Annotated in this window: 23 protein-coding genes and 1 riboswitch; of the genes, 7 read left to right on the forward strand and 16 right to left on the reverse strand. The window is 72.6% G+C overall.

The genetic code is table 11. From position 1 onward, the window contains the following. Positions 1 to 35: 35 nt before the first annotated feature. Positions 36 to 1,784 carry an ABC transporter ATP-binding protein gene (locus tag M1P99_RS08255; protein ID WP_304452062.1) on the forward strand — a complete coding sequence of 583 codons (1,749 nt, stop codon included), beginning with the start codon at positions 36 to 38 and terminating at the stop codon, positions 1,782 to 1,784. Next, positions 1,781 to 3,595: an ABC transporter ATP-binding protein gene (locus tag M1P99_RS08260; protein ID WP_304452063.1), complete on the forward strand. Its 1,815-nt coding sequence runs from the start codon at positions 1,781 to 1,783 to the stop codon at positions 3,593 to 3,595. Before M1P99_RS08255 ends, M1P99_RS08260 begins: the two co-directional genes overlap by 4 nt. A 258-nt stretch (positions 3,596 to 3,853) precedes the next feature. Here M1P99_RS08260 and groL read toward each other — a convergent pair whose 3' ends face one another. The 6 genes from groL to thrC form a co-directional block, all read right to left on the reverse strand. Then, positions 3,854 to 5,485, reverse strand: coding sequence for a chaperonin GroEL (gene groL, locus M1P99_RS08265; RefSeq protein ID WP_304452064.1), 1,632 nt, complete (start codon positions 5,483 to 5,485; stop codon positions 3,854 to 3,856). A 339-nt stretch (positions 5,486 to 5,824) separates the two neighbouring features. Next, positions 5,825 to 6,619, reverse strand: a complete 795-nt coding sequence (locus tag M1P99_RS08270) for an ABC transporter permease (protein ID WP_304452065.1) — start codon at positions 6,617 to 6,619, stop codon at positions 5,825 to 5,827. After that, complete coding sequence (locus M1P99_RS08275) at positions 6,616 to 7,590, reverse strand: ATP-binding cassette domain-containing protein (protein ID WP_304452066.1); 975 nt, start codon at positions 7,588 to 7,590, stop codon at positions 6,616 to 6,618. The genes M1P99_RS08270 and M1P99_RS08275 overlap by 4 nt, the downstream gene beginning before the upstream one ends. 115 nt (positions 7,591 to 7,705) lie before the next feature. Further along, on the reverse strand, positions 7,706 to 8,302 hold the full coding sequence (locus tag M1P99_RS08280) for a PadR family transcriptional regulator (RefSeq protein ID WP_304452067.1): 597 nt from the start codon (positions 8,300 to 8,302) through the stop codon (positions 7,706 to 7,708). A gap of 112 nt (positions 8,303 to 8,414) precedes the next feature. Further along, positions 8,415 to 8,693, reverse strand: a complete 279-nt coding sequence (locus M1P99_RS08285) for a ubiquitin-like small modifier protein 1 (protein WP_179825510.1) — start codon at positions 8,691 to 8,693, stop codon at positions 8,415 to 8,417. A gap of 34 nt (positions 8,694 to 8,727) precedes the next feature. Beyond that, positions 8,728 to 9,987: a threonine synthase gene (gene thrC, locus M1P99_RS08290; RefSeq protein WP_304452068.1), complete on the reverse strand. Its 1,260-nt coding sequence runs from the start codon at positions 9,985 to 9,987 to the stop codon at positions 8,728 to 8,730. Between the two features lie 13 nt (positions 9,988 to 10,000). Beyond that, a riboswitch (SAM riboswitch) is annotated at positions 10,001 to 10,143 on the reverse strand. Positions 10,144 to 10,448: 305 nt separating this feature from the next. Here thrC and M1P99_RS08295 point away from each other — a divergent pair. Next, positions 10,449 to 11,885: a trehalose-6-phosphate synthase gene (locus M1P99_RS08295; protein ID WP_304452069.1), complete on the forward strand. Its 1,437-nt coding sequence runs from the start codon at positions 10,449 to 10,451 to the stop codon at positions 11,883 to 11,885. Positions 11,886 to 11,912: 27 nt separating this feature from the next. On the opposite strand, the gene map is transcribed toward M1P99_RS08295, so the two are convergent. Further along, the gene (map, locus tag M1P99_RS08300) at positions 11,913 to 12,683 is read right to left on the reverse strand and encodes a type I methionyl aminopeptidase (RefSeq protein ID WP_304452070.1); all 771 of its coding nucleotides are present in this window, start codon (positions 12,681 to 12,683) and stop codon (positions 11,913 to 11,915) included. A 107-nt stretch (positions 12,684 to 12,790) separates the two neighbouring features. Further along, complete coding sequence (locus M1P99_RS08305) at positions 12,791 to 13,366, reverse strand: helix-turn-helix domain-containing protein (RefSeq protein WP_304452071.1); 576 nt, start codon at positions 13,364 to 13,366, stop codon at positions 12,791 to 12,793. Positions 13,367 to 13,469: 103 nt separating this feature from the next. Between M1P99_RS08305 and M1P99_RS08310 the strand changes: the two genes are divergently transcribed. Beyond that, positions 13,470 to 14,879 carry an MFS transporter gene (locus tag M1P99_RS08310; RefSeq protein ID WP_304452072.1) on the forward strand — a complete coding sequence of 470 codons (1,410 nt, stop codon included), beginning with the start codon at positions 13,470 to 13,472 and terminating at the stop codon, positions 14,877 to 14,879. A gap of 96 nt (positions 14,880 to 14,975) precedes the next feature. On the opposite strand, the gene M1P99_RS08315 is transcribed toward M1P99_RS08310, so the two are convergent. Then, positions 14,976 to 15,554: a GrpB family protein gene (locus M1P99_RS08315; protein WP_304452073.1), complete on the reverse strand. Its 579-nt coding sequence runs from the start codon at positions 15,552 to 15,554 to the stop codon at positions 14,976 to 14,978. Between the two features lie 269 nt (positions 15,555 to 15,823). Next, positions 15,824 to 16,987 carry a S8 family serine peptidase gene (locus M1P99_RS08320; protein WP_304452074.1) on the reverse strand — a complete coding sequence of 388 codons (1,164 nt, stop codon included), beginning with the start codon at positions 16,985 to 16,987 and terminating at the stop codon, positions 15,824 to 15,826. Positions 16,988 to 17,216: 229 nt separating this feature from the next. On the opposite strand from M1P99_RS08320, the gene M1P99_RS08325 reads away from it, so the two are divergent. Both M1P99_RS08325 and otsB read left to right on the forward strand, forming a co-directional pair. Then, complete coding sequence (locus M1P99_RS08325) at positions 17,217 to 17,501, forward strand: DUF3263 domain-containing protein (protein ID WP_304452075.1); 285 nt, start codon at positions 17,217 to 17,219, stop codon at positions 17,499 to 17,501. A 471-nt stretch (positions 17,502 to 17,972) separates the two neighbouring features. Continuing rightward, on the forward strand, positions 17,973 to 18,800 hold the full coding sequence (gene otsB, locus M1P99_RS08330) for a trehalose-phosphatase (protein WP_304452076.1): 828 nt from the start codon (positions 17,973 to 17,975) through the stop codon (positions 18,798 to 18,800). Here otsB and M1P99_RS08335 read toward each other — a convergent pair. Continuing rightward, the gene (locus M1P99_RS08335; RefSeq protein ID WP_304452077.1) at positions 18,769 to 19,800 is read right to left on the reverse strand and encodes a serine hydrolase; all 1,032 of its coding nucleotides are present in this window, start codon (positions 19,798 to 19,800) and stop codon (positions 18,769 to 18,771) included. The two genes, otsB and M1P99_RS08335, sit on opposite strands and share 32 nt — an antisense overlap. A 170-nt stretch (positions 19,801 to 19,970) precedes the next feature. Between M1P99_RS08335 and argJ the strand changes: the two genes are divergently transcribed. Then, positions 19,971 to 21,128, forward strand: coding sequence for a bifunctional glutamate N-acetyltransferase/amino-acid acetyltransferase ArgJ (gene argJ, locus M1P99_RS08340; protein ID WP_304452078.1), 1,158 nt, complete (start codon positions 19,971 to 19,973; stop codon positions 21,126 to 21,128). Positions 21,129 to 21,448: 320 nt separating this feature from the next. On the opposite strand, the gene ptsP is transcribed toward argJ, so the two are convergent. The 5 genes from ptsP to mtlA form a co-directional block, all read right to left on the reverse strand. After that, positions 21,449 to 23,203, reverse strand: a complete 1,755-nt coding sequence (gene ptsP / locus M1P99_RS08345; protein WP_304452079.1) for a phosphoenolpyruvate--protein phosphotransferase — start codon at positions 23,201 to 23,203, stop codon at positions 21,449 to 21,451. Positions 23,204 to 23,336: 133 nt separating this feature from the next. Next, complete coding sequence (locus M1P99_RS08350; RefSeq protein WP_304452080.1) at positions 23,337 to 24,377, reverse strand: zinc-dependent dehydrogenase; 1,041 nt, start codon at positions 24,375 to 24,377, stop codon at positions 23,337 to 23,339. 167 nt (positions 24,378 to 24,544) lie between these two features. Beyond that, a complete protein-coding gene (locus tag M1P99_RS08355; RefSeq protein WP_304452081.1) occupies positions 24,545 to 24,988 on the reverse strand; it encodes a PTS sugar transporter subunit IIA in 444 nt (147 codons plus the stop codon). Further along, positions 24,978 to 25,286 (reverse strand): PTS lactose transporter subunit IIB, encoded by a 309-nt coding sequence (locus M1P99_RS08360; protein ID WP_304452082.1) that lies wholly within the window; start codon positions 25,284 to 25,286, stop codon positions 24,978 to 24,980. Before M1P99_RS08360 ends, M1P99_RS08355 begins: the two co-directional genes overlap by 11 nt. Further along, positions 25,283 to 26,389 carry a PTS mannitol transporter subunit IICB gene (mtlA, locus tag M1P99_RS08365; protein ID WP_304452083.1) on the reverse strand — a complete coding sequence of 369 codons (1,107 nt, stop codon included), beginning with the start codon at positions 26,387 to 26,389 and terminating at the stop codon, positions 25,283 to 25,285. The genes M1P99_RS08360 and mtlA overlap by 4 nt, the downstream gene beginning before the upstream one ends. Between the last annotated feature and the right edge of the window lie 17 nt (positions 26,390 to 26,406).

A 26,406-nucleotide genomic window follows, 5' to 3' on the forward strand; every position in this document is an offset into this window, starting at 1 on the left:
CCCGACCATCGACCGCGCGGCTAGGTTCGGTGACTGTGCGTTCACTCCCCGAGCCGACAGGCATCCCTGACCACCGGTCGCCGGACCGCTACCTGCTCTGGCTCGCCCGGAGGTCGTGGCCGTCACTGGCCTGGGCCGGGACCGCCGCCGGAGGCTTCTCGGTCTGCCTCATCCTGGTGTCGACCGCGCTCGGCGCGGCCGTCGACTCGGGATTCGCCGGCGGCGGCGCCGAGGAACCACTGCGGTGGTCCGCGGTGTTGGCCGGTCTCGCCGCAGCCGGCGCGGTGCTGGTGGTGCTCGCCCACCGGGCGAACTGCTTCAACTGGTACACGTCGGCCTACCGCACGGTCCAGGTGGTGACCGAGCGCTCGGTCCGGCTGGGGCCCACGCTCACCCGACGGCTGCCCTCCGGCGAGGTCGTGGCCGTGGGCACGGACGACATCGACCGCGTCGGCGATCTCTACGAGAGCTCCTCCGGGCTGCCCGGCGCGCTGATCTCCATCTCCGTGATCAGTGCCCTCATGCTGGCCTCCCACGTGACGTTCGGACTCATCGTGCTGGTGTCGGTCCCGTTGATCCTGGTGGGGATGGTGCCACTGCTCCGCGTGTTCTCCCACCGGCAGGAGCACCACCGCGACCGCCAGGCCGAACTGACCACCCGCTCCACCGACCTGGTCGCGGGCCTGCGCGTCCTGCGGGGCGTGGGCGGCGAGCGCGCCGTGGGCGACCGCTACACCGCCGAGTCCCAGCGGGTGCGCGCCGCCGGGGTGCGCGTGGGCTGGGCGGACGCCGCGCTCCAGTCCGTTCGCGAGCTCCTGCCGGGCCTGCTGCTGGTGGGGATCGTCTGGTACGGCGCCCGGCTGGCGCTGACCGGCGAGATCTCCGTCGGCCAGCTGGTCGCGTTCTACGGCTACACGGGCGGACTGGCGACCGCCGTCCGCCAGCTCATGCGCGGCGCCTCCGCCTACGTCTCGGCCCGTGTGGCCGCCGCGCGGGTGGTGCGCGTGCTGCGGCTCGCCCACGACCACCCCGACCCCGAGCACCCCGCGGCCGATCCCGCCGCCCCCTGCGACCTGCGCGATCCCGCCAGCGGGGTGACGGTGACCGCCCAGCGCACGACCGGTGTGGTGTGCCCCGACCCGACCGACGCCACCGCCATCGCCGAGCGACTCGGCCGCTACCGCGACGGCACTGGCGACGGCACGGACGCGATCCTGGTCGAACGCGCCACCGGCCGCGCCGTCCGCCTGCGCGACCTGCCCCGGGACCGGGTGCGCGAGCGGATCCTGGTCGCCACCAACAGCGCCCACCTGTTCTCCGGCCGCCTGCGCGACGAACTGTCCCCCGACGGCGGGCTCTGCGACGACGCCCTCGCCCGTGTGGTGCGCGCCGCCAACTCCGACGACATCGTGCGGCAGTCGCCCGCCGGGTTCGACGCCGTGCTCACCGAGCGGGGCCGAGAGTACTCCGGGGGCCAGCAGCAGCGGCTGCGGCTCGCCCGCGCGCTGGCTCTGGACCCGGAGATCCTCGTCCTGGTCGACCCGGCCTCCGCCGTGGACGCCCACTCCGAGGCCGCCATCGCCGAGGCGCTGCCCGCCGAACGCGCCGGGCGCACCACGGCCCTGGTCACGACCAGCCCTCTGCTCCTGGACCGCACCGACCACGTCCAGTTCGTCGAGGGAGGAAGGGTCGTCGCCCAGGGCGGGCACCGGGAGCTGCTCGACGCCGTCCCCCGCTACGCCGAGACCGTCCTGCGCACCGTCACCACAGGTGGGAACAGATGACCCAGACCGCCGAACTCCCCGTCGAACCGCACCTGCCCGGCAGCCGGGAGTGGCAGCCGAGCGCCGGCCTGCCCATCGCGCCGGGGTCGGTCGTATGGAACCGCCTGCGCCGCGCCGGCCGGGACCACGGCCGGACCCTGGCGGGCGTCGTGGCCCTGTACGGGGTGGCCGCGGTCGCGGCGCTGACCGCCCCGTGGGTCCTGGGGATGATGGTCGACGCCGTGCGCGCCGACGCGGGCACCGCACGCGTGGACCGGCTCGCGGTCGTCATCGTCGCCGCCCTGGCCGTCAACGCCCTCTTCGTGCTGTGGTCGGTGGCCCTGTCGATCCGGTTCGGTGAGGGCCTGCTCGCCGAACTGCGCGAGGAGTTCGTGCACGCCGTCCTGCGCCTTCCCCTGGGCACGGTGGAGAAGGCCGGCACGGGCGACCTGGTGTCCCGCACCGGGCGCGACATCGGCCACCTCAGCCACACCGTGCGCAACTCCGTGCCGATCATGGTGGTCAGCCTCGTGTCGGTGATCGTCTTCGCCGCCGCGCTCGCCCTGATCCATCCGGCGCTGCCCGCCGCGTGGATCCCGTCGGCCGCGATCATCTGGCTGTCGACCCGGTGGTACGCCCGGCGCGCCCCCCGCGGGTACGTGCGCGAGCTGTCGGCCTACTCCGACCTCACGCAGGGCGTCACCGACACCGTGGAGGGCGCGCACACGATCGAGGCGCTCGGCCGCCAGGCCCGCCAGGGCGCGCTCAACGACCGGCGCGTCCACCGGTCCTACCTCGCCGAGCGCTACACCCTGTCGCTGCGCTGCGTGTGGTATCCGTCGCTGGAGTTCGCCTACCTGATCCCGATCGCGCTGACCTTCCTGACCGCGGGCCTGCTGGCCGCGGACGGCGCGCTCACCGTCGGCCAGGTCGCCACGGCGGTGTTCGTGTGCATGCAGCTCGCCGGCCCGCTCGACCGGCTCCTCGAGGAGGTGGACAGCCTGATGATGGGGTACACCTCGCTGCGCCGCCTGCTCGGCGTGCGGCTGGCCGGGGAGCGGACCCCGGCCGGGGGCGGCGGCACCGGCGGCGTACCGGGCACGGTCGAGGTCGAGGACCTGCGCTTCGGCTACACCGGAACCGAGGTGCTGCACGGCGTGGACCTCGTGCTCCGGCCCGGAGAGCGGATCGCCGTGGTGGGTCCGAGCGGGGCGGGCAAGTCGACCCTGGGCAAGCTCGTCGCCGGGATCCACTCGCCGACCTCCGGTCGTGTGCGCGTGGGCGGCACGGACCTGGCGGACCTGTCCCCCGAGCAGCGCAGGGAGCGGGTGATCCTCCTGAGCCAGGAGAGCCACGTGTTCCGTGGCGGCCTCGCCGAGAACCTGGCGCTGGCCCTGGACGCCGGCGCCGGACCCGTGGACGAGGAGCGCCTGTGGCGGGCGCTGGCCGCGGTGGGCGCCGAGCGCTGGGCGCGCTCGCTCCCGGAGGGCCTGGACACGCAGGTGGGATCGGGCCACGAGGACCTGGACCCCGCGCACGTGCAACAGCTCGCCCTGGCCCGCGTGGTGCTGGCCGATCCGGCGGTGCTGGTCCTGGACGAGGCGACGTCCCTGATGGACCCGCGGTCGGCCCGGGACCTGGAGCGGTCGCTGGCGGGGGTGCTGGAGGGCCGCACGGTGGTCGCGATCGCGCACCGCCTGCACACCGCGCACGACGCGGACCGGATCGCGGTGGTGGAGGACGGCCGGATCAGCGAGCTGGGCAGCCACGACGAACTGCTCGCGCGCGGCGGTTCCTACGCCGGCCTCTGGCACGCCTGGCACGGCGACTGACAGAGCACCCCGGACGGGGTGCGCCTTCCGGTTCTCCCGGAGCATCCGGCGCTACGGGCCCGGCCGACGCCCCGCTGCGCCGCGCTCTGGTCCGGTGGGACCGGTGGCCGCCCCCACCGCAGGCCCGCCGGTCCGGTGCGGGATCCGTGCCGGGGCGACCGCGGACCGGCCCCGGGAACAGCGAAACCGGGCGGCCCGGAAAGGGCCGCCCGGTCGTCGCGGGCGGGGTCGCGTACCTGACCCCGGGAGCGTGAACCGTTAGAAGTCCATGCCGCCCATGCCACCGGTCGGGTCGGCGGCGGGAGCCCCGGCCTTCTCCGGCTTGTCGGCGATGACGGCCTCGGTGGTCAGGAACAGACCGGCGATGGAGGCCGCGTTCTGCAGCGCGGAGCGGGTGACCTTGGTCGGGTCGATGACGCCGTCCTTGAACAGGTCGGTGTACTCACCGGTGGCGGCGTTGAGGCCGTGACCGGGCTCCAGGTTGCGGACCTTCTCCGCCACGACGCCGCCCTCGAGGCCGGCGTTGATGGCGATCTGCTTCAGCGGCTCGGCGATGGAGCGGCGAACGATGTCGGCACCGATGGCCTCGTCGCCCTGCAGGTCCAGCTTCTCGAACGCGGGGACACTGGCCTGCAGCAGCGCGACGCCGCCACCGGGCAGGATGCCCTCCTCGACCGCGGCCTTGGCGTTGCGGACGGCGTCCTCGATGCGGTGCTTGCGCTCCTTGAGCTCCACCTCGGTCGCGGCACCGGCCTTGATGACGGCCACGCCGCCGGCCAGGCGCGCCAGGCGCTCCTGCAGCTTCTCGCGGTCGTAGTCCGAGTCGGTGCGCTCGATCTCGTTGCGGATCTCGTTCACGCGACCGGCGATCGTGGTGGCGTCACCGGCGCCGTCCACGATGGTGGTCTCGTCCTTGGTGACGACGACCTTGCGGGCGCGGCCGAGCAGGTCGAGCTCGGTGTTCTCGAGCTTGAGGCCGACCTCTTCGGTGATGACCTGGCCGCCGGTCAGCACGGCGATGTCGCCGAGCTGGGCCTTGCGGCGGTCACCGAAGCCCGGGGCCTTGACGGCGACGGACTTGAAGGTGCCGCGGATCTTGTTCACGACGAGGGTCTGCAGGGCACCCTGCTCGACGTCCTCGGCGATGACCATCAGCGGACGGCCGGACTGCAGGACCTTCTCGACAACGGGCAGGAACTCGTTGTTGTTGGAGATCTTGGAGTTGACGATGAGGATGTAGGGGTCCTCAAGGACCGTCTCCATGCGCTCAAGGTCGGTGGCGAAGTAGGGCGAGATGTAGCCCTTGTCGAAGCGCATACCCTCGGCGAGCTCGAGCTCCAGCCCGAAGGTCTGGCCCTCCTCGACGGTGATGACGCCTTCCTTGCCGACCTTGTCCATCGCCTGCGCGATGGTCTCGCCGATCTGGGCGTCACCGGCGGAGATCGAGGCGGTGGAGGCGATCTGCTCCTTGGTCTCGACCTCCTTGGAGAGGTTGCCGAGCTCCTCGTTGATGCGGGCCACGGCGGCCTCGATGCCGCGCTTGAGACCGACCGGGTTGGCGCCGGCGGCGACGTTGCGCAGACCCTCGCGTACGAGAGCCTGGGCGAGCACGGTGGCGGTGGTGGTGCCGTCACCCGCGACGTCGTCGGTCTTCTTCGCGACCTCCTTGACCAGCTCGGCCCCGATCTTCTCCCACGGGTCCTCGAGCTCGATCTCCTTGGCGATGGAGACACCGTCGTTGGTGATCGTGGGGGCGCCCCACTTCTTCTCCAGGACGACGTTGCGGCCCTTCGGGCCGAGCGTGACCTTGACGGCGTCAGCGAGCTGGTTCATGCCGCGCTCGAGGCCGCGACGGGCCTCCTCGTCGAACGCGATCAGTTTGGCTGCCATTGAGTTCTTGTCCTCCCGTGACCGGGCTGATACGCGATGGGACGAGGCGTGCGCCCGCGACGGACGACCGCGGCACGACCGACAACCCTGCTGTCGGAGCACCGGGGTCTCGCAGCCTCGGTCCGGTTTAGCACTCGCCTTGCTGGAGTGCTAACCGTGTCTATTTTTAGCACTCGCCCATGGAGAGTGCAAACGATGTGGTCACGATTCACCGACCGCGAAGACCGCTGTTCACCTGGTGATTCGTCCCCGCATCAGGCGTTTTGCGCGCTCAGCGGACAGGAACGGCACCGGGCCGTGGGCCCGGCGCCACCCCTGTCCTTCCCTGCGGGCGACGGTTCAGACACTCACCCGCCGAGTCATCCGGGCCCCGACCAGGAGCGCCGTCACGGCCAGCGCCACCGCGACACCCCAGCCCAGGCCGACGGCCGCGCCCCACTCTCCGGCGAACAGCGCGCGTTCGGCGTCCACCACGTAGGCGACCGGGTTCAGGCGCGAGAGCGTGTACAGCCAGGTCGGGGCCAGGTCCATCGGCAGCAGCACCCCGGAGAGCAGCATCAGGGGCATGAGCACGGTCTCCACGATCGGCGCGAAGACGTAGGCCTGTTTGGCCTTGAGCGCCACCAGGTACGACAGGGTCGAGAGCCCCACGCCCAGGACGGCGAGCAGCGCCAGACCAACCAGAGCGCCCCCAAGGGACATCCGGAACCCGAAGGGCACCACCATCGCGAGGACGAGCACGAACTGCACGAGCATCGTCACCGTGTCGCGCAGGACCCTGCCCAGCAGCAGCGCGACCCGGCTCGCGGGGGTGGCGATCAGGCGCTCGTAGGAGCCCGAGGCCATCTCCGGGAGCAGCCCGAACCCGGCGAAGCCCGCGGTGAACAGGACGAGCATCACCAGCAGTCCGGGGACGAACCACCGCCAGGGGCTCTCCCCCTGCGCCCCGGCGAGCCCGTGGAGCAGGGGCGAGAAGAGCGCGAGGTACAGGACCGGTTGCAGCATCCCGAACCCGATCATCACGGGACGGCGCAGCAGGGGCCTCAGCTGGCGCACGAGGACCAGGCCCGTGTCCCGGATCGGGCCTCCCCCGCGACCCGTGGTCGCTCGGCTCTCGGTACGGTCGGCGCTCATCGGGCGTCCTCCTCGCGCAGGCTGCGTCCGGTCAGAGTCAGGAACACGTCGTCCAGGGTGGGCCGCTGCACGCTGACCGTGAGCGGGGCGACCCCGGCCGCGTCGAGCGAACGCAGCAGGCCGGGCAGGACCCGGTCCCCCCGCTCGACGCGGAAGCGGACTCCGGGCTCACGGCCGGGCTCCGCGACCACCTCCACCGCGGACGCGGAGGGCACCCTCTCCGCGGTCCGCGCCCCGGTGCGCGCGGCGTCCTCGTCCTCGGTGGTGAAGGCCACCAGGTCACCGGAGACCTTGGACTTGAGGGCGTCGGCGGTGCCGTCGGTGATCACACGGCCGTGGTCGATGACCAGGACCCGCTCGGCGACGGCGTCCGCCTCCTCCAGGTAGTGGGTGGTGAGCACGACCGTCGTGCCGTGCTCGGCCCTCAGCCGGGCGATGTGTTCCCACAGGTTGGCCCGGCTGTGCGGGTCGAGACCGGTGGAGGGCTCGTCCAGGAAGAGCAGACCCGGGCGGTGGATGAGCCCCATCGCGATGTCCACGCGGCGGCGCTGGCCGCCGGAGAGCCTCGTGGCGTCGCGGTCGGCGGCGCCGTCCAGCTCCCATTGCTCGATGAGCTCGGCGGTGCGGCGGCGCGCGGTAGCCCGGTCCAGACCGTAGAGCAGGCCCTGGGTGTACAGCTCGTCACGGACCCGCTGGTCCTCGCCCGCACCGTGACCCTGGCCGACGAACCCGATGCGGCGGCGGACCTCGGCGGGCGCGGCGCGGACGTCGTGTCCGGCGACCACCGCGGTGCCGGACGTGGGTTCGAGCAGGGTGGTGAGCATGCGCAGGGTGGTGCTCTTCCCGGCTCCGTTGGGCCCCAGGAGCGCGACCAGTTCGCCCTCCGCGACGTCGATGTCGACGCCGCGGACAGCCTCCACCGTCGTTCGGCCCACCCGGAAGTGCCGGGTCAGCTCGCGTGTGCGGATCATCCTCGTCTCCTTATTAAAACTTGAATAACGTGACGAGTGTGCCCCACCCGCTACCCATATTCAAGTTTTAATACGAGGGCAGGGGGCGGCCGACGGCGGTGGGTCAGAGGTGCGCTCAGGACCGGCGTGCGCCGGGCGGCGCCCCGAAGGCGTCGGGGGCGTCGTCGGCCATGGTGTACCGGCCCGCCTCCAGCGCGTCGATGAGTTCACGGGTCCACGCGGCGCCCGCGTCGACGGTGTGCCGCCACAAGCCGAAGAGTTCGCGCACGTGCTCGGGCTTGTCCCATCCCCGGTCGGTGCTCTGGTGGTCCGCCAGTTCGGCGCTCGTGGCCCCCAGCCCCGCCAGGCGCTCCCGCAGCATCGCGACCGCTTCGGCGCGGGGCAGGACCGTCATCAGGGTGACTCCCGCGCTCAGCAGGGCGAGGTCGTCGCCCGCGTGGCTGAGCGCCCGGCGCACCAGTCGGTGCAGTTCGGCCTCGCCGTCGGGGGTGATCTCGTAGGAGGTGCGGTCGACCACCTCGTCGCCCTCGGCGACGAGCTCCTGGAGCTTGCCCTCCGCCGAGAGCTTGCGCAGCGCGTGGTAGATGGAGCCCCACTTGACGTTGGCCCACTCCTTGGCGCCCCACGCGAGCAGCTCGCGGCCCACCCGGTAGCCGTACGTCCGCCCGTGCAGCCGCACCACGCCCAGGACCAACAGCCGCGTCGCCGACATCGCCACCCCCACCAGTTCCGGATACGTGCCCAGCCTAGGGCGGGGCCGGGAACGCCGTGGGGGCCCGGCACCCGTGACCGGGTACCGGGCCCCCGCGAACGGGACGTGTGGCTCAGCAGCCTCCGGCGACCGCCGGGATGATCGAGACCTTGGCGCCGTCGGCGACCTCGGTCTGCAGCCCCTTCTCGAAGCGCACGTCCTCGTCGCCCACGTAGACGTTGACGAAGCGGCGGACCTTGCCCGCGTCGTCGAGGATGCGGGCGCGGATGCCGGGGTAGTTCGCTTCGAGGTCGTCCAGGACGTCGGCCACGGTGGCGCCGTCGGCGGTCACCTCGGCGGCGTCGTTGGTGTAGGTGCGCAGGATGGTGGGCACGCGAACGCTGGCGCTCATGGTGTTCGTACTTCCGTTCAGTGGGTGTCGGGGATCAGGCGAGGCCGGCGGCCGTGAACGCGGCCAGGGACGGCTTGACCGTCGCGGTGACCCCGGCGTCGACGGCGTTCAGGGTCTTGAGCCCGTCGCCGGTGTTGAGCACCACGGTCTCGGCCTTGGTGTCGATCCGTCCTTCGCGCACCAGCTTGCGGAGCACGCCGGTGGTGACACCGCCCGCGGTCTCGGCGAAGACGCCCTCGGTGCGGGCGAGCAGCCGGATCGCGTCGACGACCTCGTCGTCGCCCACGTGTTCCACGGACCCGCCGGTGCGCTTGGCGATGTCGAGCACGTACGGCCCGTCCGCCGGGTTGCCGATGGCCAGCGACTTGGCGATGGTGTCGGGCTTGACCGGCTGGATCACGTCGTGGCCGTCCTCCCACGCCTTGGCGACCGGGGAGCAGCCGGTGGCCTGCGCACCGAAGATCTTGTACGGCCGGTCCTCGACCAGGCCGAGCTTGATCAGCTCCTGGAAGCCCTTGTCGATCTTGGTGAGCTGGGAACCGGAGGCGATCGGGATGACGATCTGCTCGGGCAGGCGCCAGCCCAGCTGCTCGGCGATCTCGTAGGCCAGCGTCTTGGAGCCCTCGCCGTAGTACGGCCGCAGGTTGACGTTGACGAAGCCCCAGCCCTCGCCGATCGGGTCGCCGATGAGCTCGGAGCAGAAGCGGTTGACGTCGTCGTAGTTGCCGTCGATGGCCACCACCTTGCCGCCGTAGACCGCGGCCATGACGACCTTGGCCTCCTCCAGCCCGGCGGGGATGAACACGCAGGACTCGAACCCGGCCCGCGCGGCGGCGGCGCCGACCGCGCCGGCGAGGTTGCCGGTGGAGGAGCAGGACAGGGTGGTGAAGCCGAACGTGCGGGCGGCCTCGACGGCGATCGCGACCACGCGGTCCTTGAAGGAGTGCGTGGGGTTGCCGGAGTCGTCCTTGACGTGGAGCGAGTCGAAGCCCAGCTCGGCGGCGAGGCGGTCCGCCCTGACCAGCGGCGTCAGGCCGGGGTTCATGTTCGGCAGCTCGGCGACGTTGGTCGGGACCGGCAGCAGCGAGCGGTAGCGCCAGATGTTGTTCGGGCCGCTCTCGATGTCCTCGCGGGTGACCGTCCCGAAGTCGTAGGCGACCTCGAGGGGGCCGAAACAGAACTCGCACGCGAACTTGGGCGTGAGCTCGTAGCGCTGCCCGCACTCGCGGCAGGACAGTGCGGTCCCGGGACCGAAGGAGCGGACGGTGGTGGGTTCAGTGGCGGCAATCGCCATGGCGAGGCGTCTCCCCTCATCTTCCCTGGTGGCCACCTTGACCCCAGGCCGGAGTTGGCACCTGTCTCGGACGTCTCACAGGGAACGTGAGTCTCGCGTACCGAGATGGTTGCCGGGGCTTCGCAGGGCCGGTCCCTCCACCCCTCTGGATGAGCAATATGAAGTTTGGAGCTGATCCTGTCGGATCCGCACCGTCACTGTAACGGACGTGTTCACCCGATTTCCACGCCGGGTGATCCGCATTACACCATCCGGCTCACATGCTGAGACGCCGCCGGTCAGGCCGCGGCTGGTGCACGCGCGATGTTTCGCCGGTGTGACCTGAGCACTCGCTGACCTGGAGCGGGTTTGGAGAGGCTTTCCACAGGCGAAACATGAAGGAGCGCCCGGCGCGCGCAGACGTCGACGTACCCTCATCCGCCACACCCCAGTCACATTCGCGCCTTCGAGAGGACGACCACGTGGACAAGGCACAGATCCTCATCGCCTCCAACCGGGGACCGGTGTCCTTCTCGGTCTCCGACGACGGCACCCTGGAGTCCCGTCGCGGCGGTGGCGGACTGGTCTCGGGGATGATCTCCGTCGCCACCGAGATCGACGGCCTGTGGGTGTGCGCCGCCCTGTCGGACGCCGACCGGCGCGCCGCCGAGGAGGCCCCCGACGCCCGGCTGGACCGCGTCCACGACCTCGACGGCATGCGGGTGCACATGCTCGACATCCCCCGTCGGACGTTCGACGGCGCCTACACCGGCGTCGCCAACTCCACCCTGTGGTTCGTGCAGCACATGCTCTACGACATCCCGGGCAAGCCCGTGTTCGGCTCGCACTTCCGGCGTCTGTGGGAGGACTACACCGCCTACAACAACGCGTTCGCCGAGGCCCTGGTGAGCGGGGCCGCCGACGGCGCGCGGGTGGCCGTGCAGGACTACCACCTGGCCCTGGTGCCTCGCATCCTGCGGGCCCGCCGCCCGGACCTGCGCATCGCGCACTTCTCGCACACCCCGTGGGCGCCTCCGGAGTACTTCCGGATGCTGCCCGCGCACGTCGCGCGCGAACTGCTGGAGGGCATGCTCGGCGCGGACCGGCTGGGTTTCCTCAGCCCGCGCTGGGCCGACGCGTTCCTGCGCTGCTGCGCCGAGATCCTGCGCGCCGAGGTGGACCTCGACCGCCGCACGGTCGAGTACGGCGGCCGGGTGATCAGCGTGGGCGTGCACGCCCTGGGCGCGGACGAGGCGGGGCTGAACGAGAGCGCCGCAGAGCCCGCGGTGGCCGCCCGCCGCGAGACGCTGGAGGAGGTCGTCGGCGACACGCGGCTGATCGTGCGGGTCGACCGCACGGAGCTGTCCAAGAACATCGTGCGCGGCCTGGAGTCCTACCGGGAGCTGCTCACGACGCACCCGGAGTGGCGCGGACGCGTCACGCATCTGGCGTTCGCCTACCCCAGCCGGGGCGACGTGCCCGAGTACCGCGAGTACACCGACGCGGTCCTGCGCGTGGCCAAGGAGATCAACGAGGAGTTCGCGACCGCCGAGTGGACCCCGCTGGTGCTGGAGGTCAACGACGACTACCCGCGTTCGCTGGCGTCGTTCCAGCTGGCCGACGTTCTGCTGGTCAACCCCGTCCGGGACGGGATGAACCTGGTGGCCAAGGAGGGCCCGGTGCTCTCCAAGCGGGACTCGGTCCTGGTGCTCTCGCGGGAGGCGGGCGCGGCCGACGAACTGGGCGAGCACGCGCTGCTGGTCAACCCCTACGACACCGTGGAGACGGCGGAGGCCCTGCACCGGGCCCTGTCGATGGACCCGGTCGAGCGCCGTGCGCGCCGTGAGGGGCTGAGGGAGGCGGCGGTGGCGCTGCCGCCGCGCAAGTGGTTCCAGGACCAGCTGCGGTCCCTCGGCTAGTACGGCGACGGACACGCGGGGCCGCGCCTACCCCGGCAGGGTGAGGATCTCGGCCCCGTCGTCGGTGATGGCGATCGTGTGCTCGCTGTGCGCCGTCCGGCACCCCGTCGCGCTGCGGAGCGTCCACCCGTCCGGATCGGTGACGAGTTCGGCGGTGTCGGCCATGACCCACGGCTCCAGCGCGAGCAGCAGGCCGGGACGCAGCTTGTACCCGCGACCGCGCCGGCCGGTGTTCGCGATGTGCGGGTCCTGGTGCATCGTCGATCCGATGCCGTGGCCGCCGAACTCGGTGTTGATCGCATACCCGGCCGCGCTGAGGACCGAGCCGATGGCGTGGGAGATGTCGCCGGTGCGCGCCCCGGGCCCGGCGGCGGCGATCCCCGCGCTCAGCGCCCGTTCGGTCGCGTCGATCATCGCCATGCTCGCCGGGGGCTTCGACTCGCCCACGACGAAGCTGACGGCCGCGTCCGCGGCGACTCCGTCCAGGGAGACGGCGAGGTCGAGGGTCAGCAGGTCGCCGTCGGCGAGCGCGTAGTCGTGCGGCAGCCCGTGGAGCACGGCGTCGTTGACGCCCGTGCAGATGTAGTGGCCGAACGGCCCGCGGCCGAAGGACGGCGCGTAGTCGACGTAGCAGGACTCGGCCCCGGCCTCGACGATCATCGCCCGTGCCCACCGGTCGATGTCCAGCAGGTTCGTGCCGACCGTGGTCCGGCCCCGCACCGACTGGAGGATGCCGGCGACCAGGGCACCCGTCCGTCGTGCTCGGGACACCTCGGCGGGGCTCAGGATCTCGACCATGCGGCACCTCACTCACGTAACCAATAACTATACCGTCAATACTATACCGGTCCCGGGCGTGCCCATGGCCGGGGTCGGCCCTCGTTCCCCCGAGGCCGGGCGCGGCGTCAGGCCCGCGGGCCGCCGACGCGGACCACCGCCCGGTCACCGCGCGGTCCGAAGAGGTGCAGGATCTCGACCGCGGTGTCCTCGGCCGGGCCGAACCAGTGCGGTTCGGACGGATCGAACTCGGCCACCTCTCCGGGGCCGAGCAGGTGTTCGCGGTCGCCGATGAGCAGGCGCAGCCGCCCCGCGAGCACGTAGAGCCAGGCGTGGCCCTCGTGGGAGACGAGTCTGGGCTCCCGGGGGCCGAGGACGTGCTTGAAGACCTGGACGCGGCCCGGATAGCGCGTCAGGGGCACCACGACGCCGCCGCTGTCGTGCCGGTAGGGCTCCAGGTGCACACGCGGATCACCGGTCGCGGGCGCCGCGATCAGCTGGTCCAGCGCCACCCGCAGCACCCGGGCGAGCGGGATGAGCAGGTCGAGGGTGGGCTGGCGGCGGCCCGTCTCCAGCCGCGACAGGACACTGACCGACAGCCCGGTCTCCTCCGCGAGCGATCGGAGCGTGCGTCCGCGCTCGACGCGCAGCGCGCGCAGCCGCGGGCCGATGGAGTCGAGGATCTCTGCCACGTCCGGGTCCACGCCTTCAGTGTTGCAGATTCCGCACATCCGCTGGGCCTGGCCGCCGTCCCGCCACGAGCATGGCCCGGGAGAAACCGCACCCCGATCGAAAGGCTGGAGTCCCGTGACCGAGACGACCCCTGTACCACCCCCGGTGCTGAGCACCCGGCGCCGCTGGACGGTGCTCGCGATCTGCGCGTCGGCGCTGTTCCTGGTGGGACTCGACACGACGATCGTGACCATCGGACTGCCCGAGATCGGCCGCGGCCTCGACGTCGGGGTCCACGACCTGGCCTGGGTGGTGGACGCCTACACGGTGGTCTTCGCGAGCCTGCTCATCACCTCCGGAGCCCTGGCCGACCGCTTCGGCCGGCGGCGCGTCTTCATGACGGGATTGGCGGTCTTCGGGCTCGCCTCGCTCGTGTGCGCGGCCGCTCCCTCGCTCGGCGTCCTCGTGGCCGCCCGCGCGGCGCAGGGCGTCGGAGCGTCGATGCTCGGCCCGGTGGCCCTGGCGATCGTGGTCAACGCGATGCCCGACCGCCGCGAGCGGGCGCAGGCCATCGGCGTCTGGGCTTCGGTGTTCGGTCTGAGCATGGCGGCGGGGCCGACGGCGGGCGGCGCGCTGATCGCGGCCTTCGACTGGCGGGCGGTGTTCTGGGTCAACGTGCCCGTGGTCCTCGTCGCCCTGGTCCTGGTCGCCGTGCTCGTACCGGAGTCGCGGGGAGCGCGCGTGCGCCGGCTCGACCTCCCGGGGCAGTTGCTCCTGGTCGTACTGCTGGGCGCCGGGATCGCGGTGCTGATCGAGGGACCGGACCTCGGTTGGACCTCGCCCGCGGCCCTGGCCGGCTCCGGGACCGCGGCGGCCGCGGCGGTGGTGTTCGTCTGGTGGGAGTCGCGGCGCCGCGAACCGCTGATCGACCCCGGCCTGTTCCGGGTGCCGAGCTTCACCGGGGCCGTCCTCGGGGCCGTCGCCGTGTTCGTGGCCCTGAGCATGACCCTGCTGATGACCACTTTCTACTGGCAGGGCGTGCACGGCTGGACGCCCCTGGCCGCGGGTGCGGCGACGCTGCCGCTGGCCCTGGGGGCCACCGTCTGCGCTCCCCTGTCGGGGTTCCTGGTCGGGCGGGTCGGCGCGCGCCCGCCCCTGGTGATCGCGGGCGGCTCCCTCTTCGCCGGAGGGGTCCTGCTGTTCGGCCTCGCCGACGGCGCGGGCGGGCCGCTCCCGCTCATGGCCGCCTATCTGCTCGTCGGGGTCGGGGTGGGCTTCGCCAACGCGCCGATCACCGACTCCGCGGTGAGCGGGCTGCCTCCGGAGCGCGCCGGTGTCGCGGGCGGTACCGCTTCCGCGGCCCGGCAGGTCGGAACGGCGGTCGGTGTCGCGCTCGCCGGAAGCCTGGTCGCGGACGCCGGCCCCGCCGCGTTCGCGGCGGCGAGCCGTCCCGGGTGGACGGTCGTCGCCCTGTGCGGGGCGGCGCTGTTCCTGACCGCCTGGGCCGCACGCGCCCCGCGCAGCTCACCAGACGCACGCACGTGACGCAGGCGGCGGGGGTGGGCCGGACATGGCTCCGGGCGCGTCCGCCTCCGGTGGAACGGGACGCGCTCTTGCGGCACTGCCGGCCTGCTGCGGGTCCTACTCGGACGCCGCCTCGGCGAGGATCTCCTCGATGACGTCGGACTTGGCCTCGGAGTAGTCCTGGACGCACTGCCAGGTGCGCTCGGCCAGTTCCTTCTTGTGGGCGGCGTAGCGCTCGCGCGCTCCGGAGTCGGCGATGAGGCGGTCGCGGAAGCGGAGCATGCGGTCCACCTCCCCGCATCCCTCGCCGAACACGTGCAGGTTGAGGTTGACGTCGGGACCCTTGAAGACCCGGTGCTCGAACCAGTCGGGCTCCCGGATGACCAGTGAGTATCCGGCGGCTTCGAGATCGGCGGCGTAGGCGGCCTCGTCCGAGGGGTCGGCGACGACGAGGAGGAGGTCGACGCAGGGTTTGGCGGCCAGGCCCGGCACGGCGGTGGAGCCGACGTGTTCGATCCGCAGGGCGCGGTCGCCCAGTGCGGCGCGCACGCGCTCGGCCTCCCGCTTGAACAGGTAGGGCCACTTGGGGTCGTAGGGGATGATGTGCACACGCCCGTTGACGAGGTTGCGTGACTCGGGGGCCTCGGGCACGGGCTGGCCTCGTGAGGGCAACGGAGACGCTTCAAGGGGTGACATTCCACAAAGCCTTCTCCGCTCGTCCGCCCACGTCAAGGCATCCGACGGTGCTTACATATGCACATGCACTGATTGCTCACGGTGTGTCGACGCCTCTGTGACCATGAGCGACGCGAAGCGCGCCCTCCGCACGCTCCGACACCATGCGCACACATGTCGGCCACGAGCCGCGTCGTCGACACACGTCCCAAGGCGTGTGTGGTGGGTGCCGCCCGTCGCGAGCGGCGCTGGGGCGACGCGCAGCAGGGCGCGTATCCGCCACACGCGTCCTAGGCACCCCGGCGGGGCTTGCGGCGGCGGCCGCCCTTCTGCCTGCGGCGGCTCTCCGGACCGGCCTCGGCCGCGCGCTCGGCCGCGATCCGCTCGTCCTCGGCGGCCCGTTCGGCCTTGACGCCGTAGGGGTCGGCGCTGGAGCGGCGGACCCACACGACCAGCAGCAGGACTCCCAGCACGAGGACGGCGCCGATGCTGGCCAACCACGCCCACACCGGGACGCCGCCACCATCGTCGTCCCGTTGGGCCAGGTCCTCGTCGATCAGCGGGATGTCCTCGGCCGTCCCGCCCGCCTGGCGGTCGGCGGTGGGCACGTGCAGGGCGGGCAGGCCGCCGGGCCCCTGCTGTGAGCCCTCGACCAGCGCCGTCCGGATCTGCTCCGGCCCCAGCTGGGGGTAGTGCGTGCGCAGCAGGGCGGCCGCGCCGGCGGCCATGGCGGCCGCGTAGGGGGTCCCGGTGACCTGGGCCGCGCCCAATTCGGGGTCGGCGGTGTCCAGCTCGGCACCGGGCGCGGTCAGTTCGATCGTCTCGGCCGACGCTGAGCCCGGGATGAGCGCGTTGGCCTCGTCCACGCCCGCGACCGCCAGCACGTTGGGGTCGTCCCCGCCCTCGGCGGGGCCGACGACCAGGATGCCGGCTCCGGCGGCCTCCTCGGTGGCCGCGGCCAGGTCCTCGCCGCCGTCGTTCTCCGGCAGCAGGATGACCGGCGCGCCCTCGCTCACGGCGTGCCGGACCGCTCCGGGCAGGTCGTCCTCGGTGGGTACGGCGAGCAGCCCGGCCTCCGGGGCCACGCCCAGCACACCCCCGTCGGCGTCGCGGCCGTGGCCGTGCGCCGCCACGAGGGCGGCCGCGGCGGTACCGACCGCCTCGTCGCCCCCGCCGCCGAACCCGGTGTCCAGGGTGAGGTTGTCGCGCAGGTCCGGGTGGTCCTCGAGGACGGCGAACCCGGGCAGGGCCACCGTGGTGCCCTCGCCCTGTGTTTCCTCCCACACCTCGGGGGCGCCGATGGAGATCAGACCCCACTGTTCGGGACGGAGGTCGGGGACGGCGTCCGCCGCGGCGGAGGCCGGTGCGAACCCGAAGACGACCGCGGCCGTGCCGGCCACCGCCGTACGTAGATGACGTTTGTGCGTCCTGTTGCGGCTGTTGCCCCCGAGCACGTCAGGCTCCCTCAAACGATGCGGTCGGCGTTCTCCCCGGCCCTCCCCGGACCCTCCACATCCTGCCATGAGCACAGGTTCCCGGTGCGGACAAGGGCCTCCCGGGCAGGGAACGCAACTGTATCCCCGGTGCCAGTCCTGGGTTTTCCCCTCCGCATCCGGCATGTCGAGTCGCTAGCATGAGTCGCGCCGATCCGGACAAACCAATTTCCCGTCCAGGGGGTGTCCCATGCCGAATATCGGTCCGAACGAGGACGGTCAGTCGGCTCTCGCCGATCGAGAACAGCGCATCCTCGTCTTCGAACGCCAGTGGTGGAAGTTCGAAGGCTCCAAGGAACAGGCGATCCGTGACGAGTTCGGGTTCTCCGCGACCCGCTACTACCAACTGCTCAACGGGCTCGTGGAACGCCCCGAGGCGCTCGCGTTCGACCCGCTCACGGTCAAGCGCTTGCGTCGCCTGCGTGCCGACCGCCGCCGCCAGCGCAACGCCCGCCGACTGGGCATCCAGCTCTGACACCGTCCCGTCCCCCACCGCGAACCCTCCGTTCCCCGCAAGTCCGCATCCTCCACCTCCGGCGCCGACGATCCGCATGAGGAAGGTCGACGCCGCCGGGCGTGTCGCACGGGCCATCCCCGTACCTCCGCCCGCTCCCCGACGCATCCGGCCGAACACGCCGTCACCGCCGACGATCTCCCGACACAGGGGATACGACAGGATCGGGCGGGGGCGCGCCGATAGTCTGGCGTCCCAGGGCGCGTTCCGTGGATGCTGCCCGTCGCGAGCCGCGTATCCAGTGGTGCTCTCACAAGGCCGAAGAAGGAACTCCCCTACTGTGCGGGCTTCGCCGTCATCGCACAGCGGGGGCCCGAGTGGTTCCCCTGTCGACTGATGAGAGCGCCGCTGGGGCGACGCGCGGCAGGGTGAGCATCCACGGAACACGCCCATGCCCGCCGCCGTGACCCACCCCCTCCGGAGAGGTCTGCGATGTCCCTGCCCCAGCCGAGCACGGACGCCGGACGCGCCGCGCTCACCGCGCTCCTGGCCGAGCCCGCCACCGCCCTGGTCGCCCTCGACTTCGACGGCACCCTCGCCCCGATCGTCGACGATCCCCGCGACTCCGCCCCCTATCCCGGAATCGTGGAGACGCTGGCCGCGCTGTCCCCGCTCGTCGGCACGACGGCGGTGATCACCGGCCGCCCCGCCGCCACCGTGGTGGAGCTGGGCGGGCTGGACCGCGTCCCGGACCTGACCGTGCTCGGCCACTACGGCGCCGAGCGCTGGTCCGGCGGCGCAGTCGTCGCCGCCGACCCGCCACCGGGGGTGGAGCTCGTCCGCGCCGAGCTGCCCGGCCTGATCGACCGGGTCGGCGCCCCCGAGGGCACCTTCATCGAGGACAAGGACCGCTCCCTGGCGGTGCACACCCGCCGTACCGCCGATCCCGACGCCGCCCTCGCACGGCTCGCCCCGCACCTGGAGGAGCTCGCCGCACGCGCCGACCTGCGGGTGGAACCGGGGCGGATGGTGATCGAACTCCGTCCACAGGGTGTGGACAAGGGCGCCGCCCTGACCGGACTCGCCACCGCGGCGGGCGCCGGCACCGTCCTCTACGCCGGCGACGACCTCGGTGACCTGCCCGCGTTCGACGCGGTCCGGGACCTGCGCGCCTCGGGCACGCCCGGCCTGACCGTGTGCGCGTCCTCCAGCGAGGTCACCGCCGTGGCCGAGGCCGCCGACCTCGTCCTCGACGGGCCGGCCGGACTGGCCGCCTTCCTCACCGACCTCACGGATTCGATCCGTGCTCCTGGTGCGTGAGCGCCGTCCGCGCCGCCGCCCGCAGGTCCACCAGCCCCGTCCGGTCCCGGCCGTAGTGCACGGCGTTGGTCAGCACGCCCACGTAGCGGCCGCTGGACGGGTGCAGGAACAGGCTGGTCCCGGTGAACCCGTGGTGGTAGACCACGCCCTCCTGGGTGATCAGCCAGCCCAGACCGCGCCACAGGCCCTGCCCGGCGTCCACGTGCGGCTGCCAGCTCGCCCGCACGTACGACGACGGCACGACCCCGTCGCCCCCTTCGTGGATCCGCAGGACCTCGCGCGCGAAGGCGCCCAGGTCGATGGCGGTGGTGAACATGCCCGCGTGCCCGGCGACCCCGCCCATCAGCGCCGCCGCCTCGTCGTGGACCACGCCCCAGGTGGGCGCGGCTCCGGTCAGGCGGCGCTCGGTGGGGGCGACCCCGGGTGAGCGGGCGAGCGGCCCGTAGGTCGTGGAACGCATCCCCAGTTCGTCCCACAGGTCACCCGCCAGGCGGTCCAGCCCGGTGCCGTACAGGCGCTCCAGGAGCAGGCCCAGCACGATGAAGCCCCGGTCCACGTAGGCGTACCCGGGCTCCTCCAACGGATCGGCCAACAGAGCCTGGGCCAGGTCCTCGTCCGTGCCCACGTAGCGTTCCAGCCACGTGACCGGATTGAGCCGACTCGTGTGGGTCAGGATCTGCCGGGTGGTGACCGCCCCTCCGGGCAGGTCCGCCACCGGCAGGTATTCGGACATCGGGGCGTCCAGGTCCAACATCCCCTCGGCGACCGCCTGGCCGACGAGCGGCCAGGTCGCCATCACCTTGGTCAGGCTCGCCGCGTCGTAGGCGACGTCCGGCGCGGTGTCGTTCTGCTCGTTCACGCGGCCGACCGCGACGAACTCCCACATGCCGCCCGTGCCGATGACGGCGGCACCGCCCGGCAGCCACTGGGCGTCCACCATCACCTTCAGGACGCCTCGGATCTGCGCTCCCGTCTCCGTGAGCCAGTCACCATCACGCACAACACGCCTCCCCCCGGGTGTCCACTCGCATTCGGCGGATACCCCGTTACCAGAGTCTTGTCACTCCGGCGCCACGTCCGTACAGGACGAAACCCTCGCAGGTCGTAACCGTAATCGGGCGCGGGGCACGCGGGTGAGTAGGCTGACGCCACGAAGCCCCGAGGAGGATGATGAGCAGCCAGACCCCCGTGCCCGCCGGTTTCCGCGGCGTGGCAGGCAACATCGGGATCAAGGACCCCAGGGACGACTTCTTCACCGTCGTCTCGGAGGTGCCCGCCAGCGTGTCCGCCGTGTTCACCCGGTCCCGGTTCGCCGGCTCCAGTGTGGTCCTGAGCCGCCGCGCGGCCGCCGACGGCCGCGCCCGCGGGGTCGCCGTCATCGCCCGCAACGCCAACGTCGCCACGATGACCGGGGAGGCCAACGCCCGTGAGGTGCAGGAGCGCGTGGCCCGCGCGGCGGGCGTGGAGCCGGAGGAGCTCCTCATCGCCTCCACCGGGGTGATCGGCGTGCCCTACCCCATGGACAAGGTGCGCGCCTTCCTCGACGATCTGCCCGCGGAGTTCCCCCCGGCCGACCTGGACCGCTCGGCGTGGGCGATGATGACGACCGACACCGAGCCCAAGACCGCCTCGGCCAGGGTGGGCGCCGCGACCGTCACCGGCATCGCCAAGGGCGTCGGCATGATCGAGCCGAACATGGCGACCATGCTGGCCTGGTTCTTCACCGACGCCGACCTGGAGCAGCCGGTCCTGGACGCGGTGTTCCGCCGGGTCGTGGACCGCACGTTCAACGCGCTGAGCATCGACACCGACACCTCCACCAGCGACTCCGCGGCGATCTTCGCCAACGGGCTGGCGGGCGGGGTGGACACCGACGCGTTCGAGTCGGCGCTCTACGACGTGGCGCTGGCGCTGGTGCGCAAGATCGCCTCCGACGGCGAGGGCGCGGGCAAGCTGCTGGAGGTGCGTGTCACCGGGGCGCGCGACGACGCCCAGGCCAAGCGGGTCGGCAAGGCCGTGGTGAACTCTCCGCTGGTCAAGACGGCCGTCCACGGCGCCGACCCCAACTGGGGCCGGGTGGCGATGGCGGTCGGCAAGAACGAGGCGGAGACCGACATCGAGCCGGAGAACGTGCGGATCGTGTTCGGTGACGTGGAGACCTTCCCGACCCCGGCCACCGGCGAGACGCTGGCGCGCGCCGCCGAGCACATGAAGGGCGAGGAGGTCGTCATCAGCGTCGACCTGGGCATCGCCGAGGGCGCGTTCACCGTCTACGGCTGCGACCTGACCGACGGCTACATCCGGATCAACGCCGACTACACGACCTGACCCGCGAGGGGCCGGGAAGGGGCCGGGTGCCGCCGAGCGGTCCCACCACACGGGCAGCCGCGAGAACGCCGCCCGACTCTCCATCGAGCGCCTCGAAGAACCGGGCCTTCGGCTCCCCAGAGACCACGATCCCCGCGACTCCCTGGAATCCAGGGCGTCGCGGGGATCGCTGGAACACGCCTCGTGGCGCGCGGGGCATCGTCGTTCGCGCCCTCGGGGCCGACCGGATCGGCATCGCCCCAGAGGCCGGCGCCGGGGCTCAAGGACCAAGCGGCCGGCGCCGATCCGGCCGCGGAGCGCGGAGCCGGGGCCGCGACGGCTCAGAGGTCGGCGACCTCCGGACTCGCCGCGGCGCGGACCGCGTCCCTGGCCTCCGTCGCGGTGGCGGCGGCCAGCGCGAGTCCGGCCAGGTCCCGGCACTGCCGCCGGGTGTGGTGGGCCAGCGCGTACCGCACGGCGGGCAGCGCGGGCGCGGCCATCGACAGGCTCGTCGCGCCCAGCCCGACCAGCACCACCGCGAGCAGCGGGTCCGCGGCGGCCTCACCGCACACGCCCACCGGGCGCCCGGCGCCCTCGCCGGCGCCCCCAACCCTGCCGACCAGGTCCAGCAGCGCGGGCTGCCACGGGTCGAGCAGGTCCGGCAGCGTGCCCAGGGTCCGGTCCGCGGCCATCGTGTACTGCGCGAGGTCGTTGGTCCCCAGGGAAACGAAGTCCACGCGCGGCAGCAGCCGATCGGCCAGCAGGGCCGCGCCCGGGACCTCGATCATCACTCCCGCCTCGGTGATCCCGGCCTCCCGGGCCAGCGCGACGAACTCCGACGCCTCCGCCGGGGTGGACACCATCGGCGCCATCACCCGCACACGCGCGCCGGAGCCGTCCGCGGCGGCCCGGATCGCCGCCAGCTGGTCGGTCAGCAGCTCCGGATGCACCCGGGCCGTCCGGAAGCCCCGTCGGCCCAGCGCCGGGTTGTCCTCGGGCCCGGTCCCCGCGAAGGCCAGCGGCTTGTCCGAGCCCGCGTCCAGCGTGCGCACGGTGACGGTGCGCCCCTCGAAGGCGCGGAACAGACGCGCGTAGGCGGTGGTCTGCTCGGCCACCGTCGGCGGCTCGGCCCGGTCCATGAACAGGAACTCGGTGCGCAGCAGCCCCACGCCCTCGCTGTCGAGCGCGCCCGTCGCGTCGGGGTCGCCCTCGCCCACGTTGAGCAGCAGGGCCACAGGGGTGCCGTCGGCGGTGCGCCCGGGCCCGGCCGAGTCGGCCAGCAGCTCGCGTCGGCGCCGCGCCCGCAGCATGACCTCGGTGGCCCGCTCCGCGTCCGGTTCGACGTCGATCCGCCCCGTGTCACCGTCGACCGCCACCCGCGTCCCGTCCGCCAGCCCGTCGGCGCCCCGGCAGCCCACGATCGCGGGGATGCCGAGCGACCGCGCCAGGATCACGGTGTGGCTGGTGGGCCCGCCGTACCGGGTGACGATGGCCAGCACCTGGTCGCCGTCCAGCTGGACGGTGTCGGCCGGGGCCAGGTCGTCGGCGACCAGCACGTGCGGGTGTCCGGGGTCGGGCAGGCCGGGCATCGGCAGGCCGAGCAGATGGGCGACGGCGCGGTCGCGGATGTCGGCGAGGTCGGCGGCCCGCTCGGCCAGGTAGCCCCCGGCCGACAGCAGGAGGTCCTGGTAGGCGCCGCAGGCGGCGTGGACCGCCCACGCGGCGGGGTCGCCCCCGGCCGCGCGCTCGGAGACCCGGCGGCCCAGTTCGGGGTCGCGGGCCATGAGCGCCAACGCGCCGAGGACCGCCGCGGCCTCCTCGCCGAGACCCTCGGCCCGCGCGTCGAACTGTTCGGCGACCCGGTCGAGTGCCTCGCGGGCGCGCTCGGCCTCGGTCTCCGCGCCCGCAGGGGCGGGGCGCGCCTCGGGCAGGGTCGGCGGCGCGGACATCCGCGCGACGGGGCCCACGGCGGCGCCGGGGCTGGCGGGGATCCCCTCCAACCGGGCGGCGCCCGCGCGGTCGGGTCCCTCCGCGGACGTGCCCTCACGGGCGGCGTCCCTGGGTGTGGGGATGTCTGGGTGGCCGGTCTGCGGCATCATCGCTCCTGGCTCGGGTCGTCGATCGGTCTCGGCTCACCCCGGCCCATCGCCTGGACCGGCGGGCGTGTGCGAATGCCTCGCCCACAGCCAACCGCGAAAGGCGCCGGGGCACCAGTGGGGTGGAACGGGCTCACGGCTGGATCGTCACCTTGATCGCGGTCCCCGACGCGACGGTCTCGATGGCCTTGTGCACGTCGGACAGGCTCATCCGCTCGGTGATGAGGTCGGCGACGGGCACGGCGCCCGAAGCGATCAGCTCCAGGGCACGGCGGTTGTGCTCCGGGCTGGAGCCGTTCGCCCCGAAGATCGAGATCTCCCGGTAGTGGACGAGGTTGGAGTCCAACTGGATGATCGGGTCGTCCTTGGGCAGGCCGCCGAAGAAGCTGACCCGGCCGCCGCGCGCCACCATGCGCAGCGCGTCCTCCTGGGCCCGCCCCGAGGCGGCCGCGGTGATGACCACGTCGGCGCCGCGGTCGCCGGTCAGGCGCAGCACCTCGGCGACGGTGTCGGTCTCCTCACCCGCGATGGCGGCGTCCGGCCGGACCACGTCGGCGGACATGTCCAGGCGTCCCCGGTTGATGTCGACCAGGAACACGCGTGCCGCGCCGCGGGCCCGGGCCAGGCGCACGTGCAGGCAGCCGATGGGCCCGGCCCCCATGACGACGACGGTGTCGCCCTCGCCGACCCCCGCGATCTCCTGCCCGTTGAGCACGCAGGCGAGCGGTTCGGCCAGGGACGCCTCGGCCATGTCGATGTTCTCGGGAACGCGGTTGACGCCGTCGACGGCCAGAACGGCCTCGGGGATGACCATGGACTCGGCGAACCCGCCGTCGTAGTGGTAGCCCATGGACTGCTGGCGTGAGCACACGGGCATCCGGCCCGCCTCGCACTCGTGGCACGTGCCGCACGGAATGGCCGCGATGACCTGGACGCGGTCACCCTCGGACCAGCCCGTGACGCCCTCACCGATCCCGGTGATCCGGCCGGTGATCTCGTGCCCGATCACCCGGGGCGGGTCGATGTGGTGGTGGCCGTGGCGGGAGATCTTCACGTCCGTGCCGCACGTGGAGCAGTTGGCGACGGCGATCTTGAGCTGGCCGGGCCCGGCGGTGGGTTCGGGTGCCTGTTCCAGGCGGATGTCACCGGGGGCGTAGAAGCGGGCGACGAGCATGGTGGGGCCTTTCGTGGTGGTGGAGGGCTCCCCGCGCCGAGAACGGCGGCGCGGGGAGCCCGGGCGCGGGCGGTGGAGTGGAGCCGCCGCGCCGGGGTGGATGGCGTGATGGTGCGACGGGGCGTGGCGCGGGCCGGTCCGCGCGAACCGGTCGAGGCGGTCCGCCCTCAGCCGTCCCCGCCGGGGCCGAGCAGGGCGAGGACCTCGGACGCGGCCGACGCCGAGCGCAGCCGTTGGGCCCGGTCCGGATCGCTGAGCACGGTGGCCAGCGCGGACAGCACTCCGATGTGCTCGTCGCCGGACGCGGCGATGCCGACCGCCAGGTACGCGGTGTTCCCGTCCCAGTCGACCCCGTCGGGGAACTGGACGAGGGCCAGCGCGGTCTCCTTGATCAGGGCCCGTGAGGCGTCCGTGCCGTGCGGGATGGCCACGCCCTCGCCGAGGAACGTGCTGACCGACGCCTCGCGCTCGTGCATCGCGGACACGTACCCGGGTTCGACCGCGCCCAGTTCGACGAGCAGGGCGCCGCACTGGTCGATGGCGTCCTTCTTGTCGGCCGCGGTGCGGCCCAGCCGGACGGCGTCGGCGGTCAGCGCCAGGTTATTCGGCAAGGGTCTCGCCCTCCTTGATCGCCTGCTCCAGGCGGGCGAACGCCGGGTCCCCCATGAACATCTGGAAGCCGACGACGACCTTGTCCGGGAGGTTGCCGCGGGCGCGGTCCACGAGCCCGGCGTGGCACACGACCACGTCGGCGTCACCGGGCACCCGGTCCACCTGGGCGTGTTCGACGGTCACCCCGTAGGGCTTGAGCTGCTTCTTCAGCTGGTTGGTGAGCAGGACGCTGCTGCCCATACCGGCGTCGCAGGCGACGACGACCTTCCTGACGTCGGATCCTTGGATGCTGGTCATGACGTGGTCTCCTTCGTGTTCTGTACGGCCGACTCCTTCTGGGCCCTCTCGGCCCGCCGCTCGGACCGGCCGAAGCCGAGCAGGAGCGAGGCCAGGGCGAAGGAGACGACGGTGGCGACCGCGACGCCCGCCAGGACGGCGACGTGGTCACCGCGCGGGGTCACCGCCATGAGCGCGATGATGCTGCCGGGCGAGGGAGTGGCGAGCAGGCCGGCGTCCAGGACCATGAAGGTGGCCAGGCCGGACATGCCGCCGCCGATCGCGGCGAGGATGAGCTTGGGCTGGGCGAGGATGTACGGGAAGTAGATCTCGTGGATCCCGCCGAAGAAGTGGATGAGGATCGCGCCGGGCGCGGTGGCGCGGCTGATCTTCGGCCCGAAGAACATGCAGGCCAGGAGGATGCCGAGACCGGGGCCGGGGTTGGTCTCGATGAGGAACTCGATCGCCTTGCCCTCCTCGGCCACCCGGGCCACGCCCAGTGGGCCCAGGACGCCGTGGTTCAGGGCGTTGTTGAGGAAGAGCACCTTGGCCGGCTCGACGATGACCGACACCAGCGGCAGCAGGCTCATGTCGACGAGGAACTGCACCCCCGCCCCGAGCCCGCGGGCGATGGCGGTGACCACGGGGGCCACGGCGTAGACGCCCGTCAGTGCGAGCAGCCCGCCCAGGATTCCCGCGCTGAAGTTGTTGACCAGCATCTCGAAGCCCGTGGGGATGCGGGGCTGGACCACCTGGTCGAACTTCTTCATCAGGTAGGCGGCGAGCGGTCCCATGACCATGGCGCCGAGGAACATCGGCATGTCCGCGGCGACGATCACGCCCATCGCGGCGACCGCGCCGACCACACCGCCACGCCGATCGTAGATCAGGTGGCCGCCGGTGTAGGCGATCAGGAGTGGGAGGAGGAAGGTGATCATCGGCCCGACGAGTTCGGCCAGGACGGCGTTGGGCGCCCAGCCCGTCTCGATGAACAAGGCCGTGACCAGGCCCCAGGCGATGAACGCTCCGATGTTGGGCATCACCATGCTCGACAGGAAACCGCCGAAGCGCTGGACGCCGGAGCGCACTGAGGCGAGCCGCTCGCTGGACTGTTGCTTGGTCATGGGGGAGACCTCCTTGG

This window comes from Nocardiopsis sp. YSL2, from assembly GCF_030555055.1.
Lineage (GTDB): Bacteria > Actinomycetota > Actinomycetes > Streptosporangiales > Streptosporangiaceae > Nocardiopsis.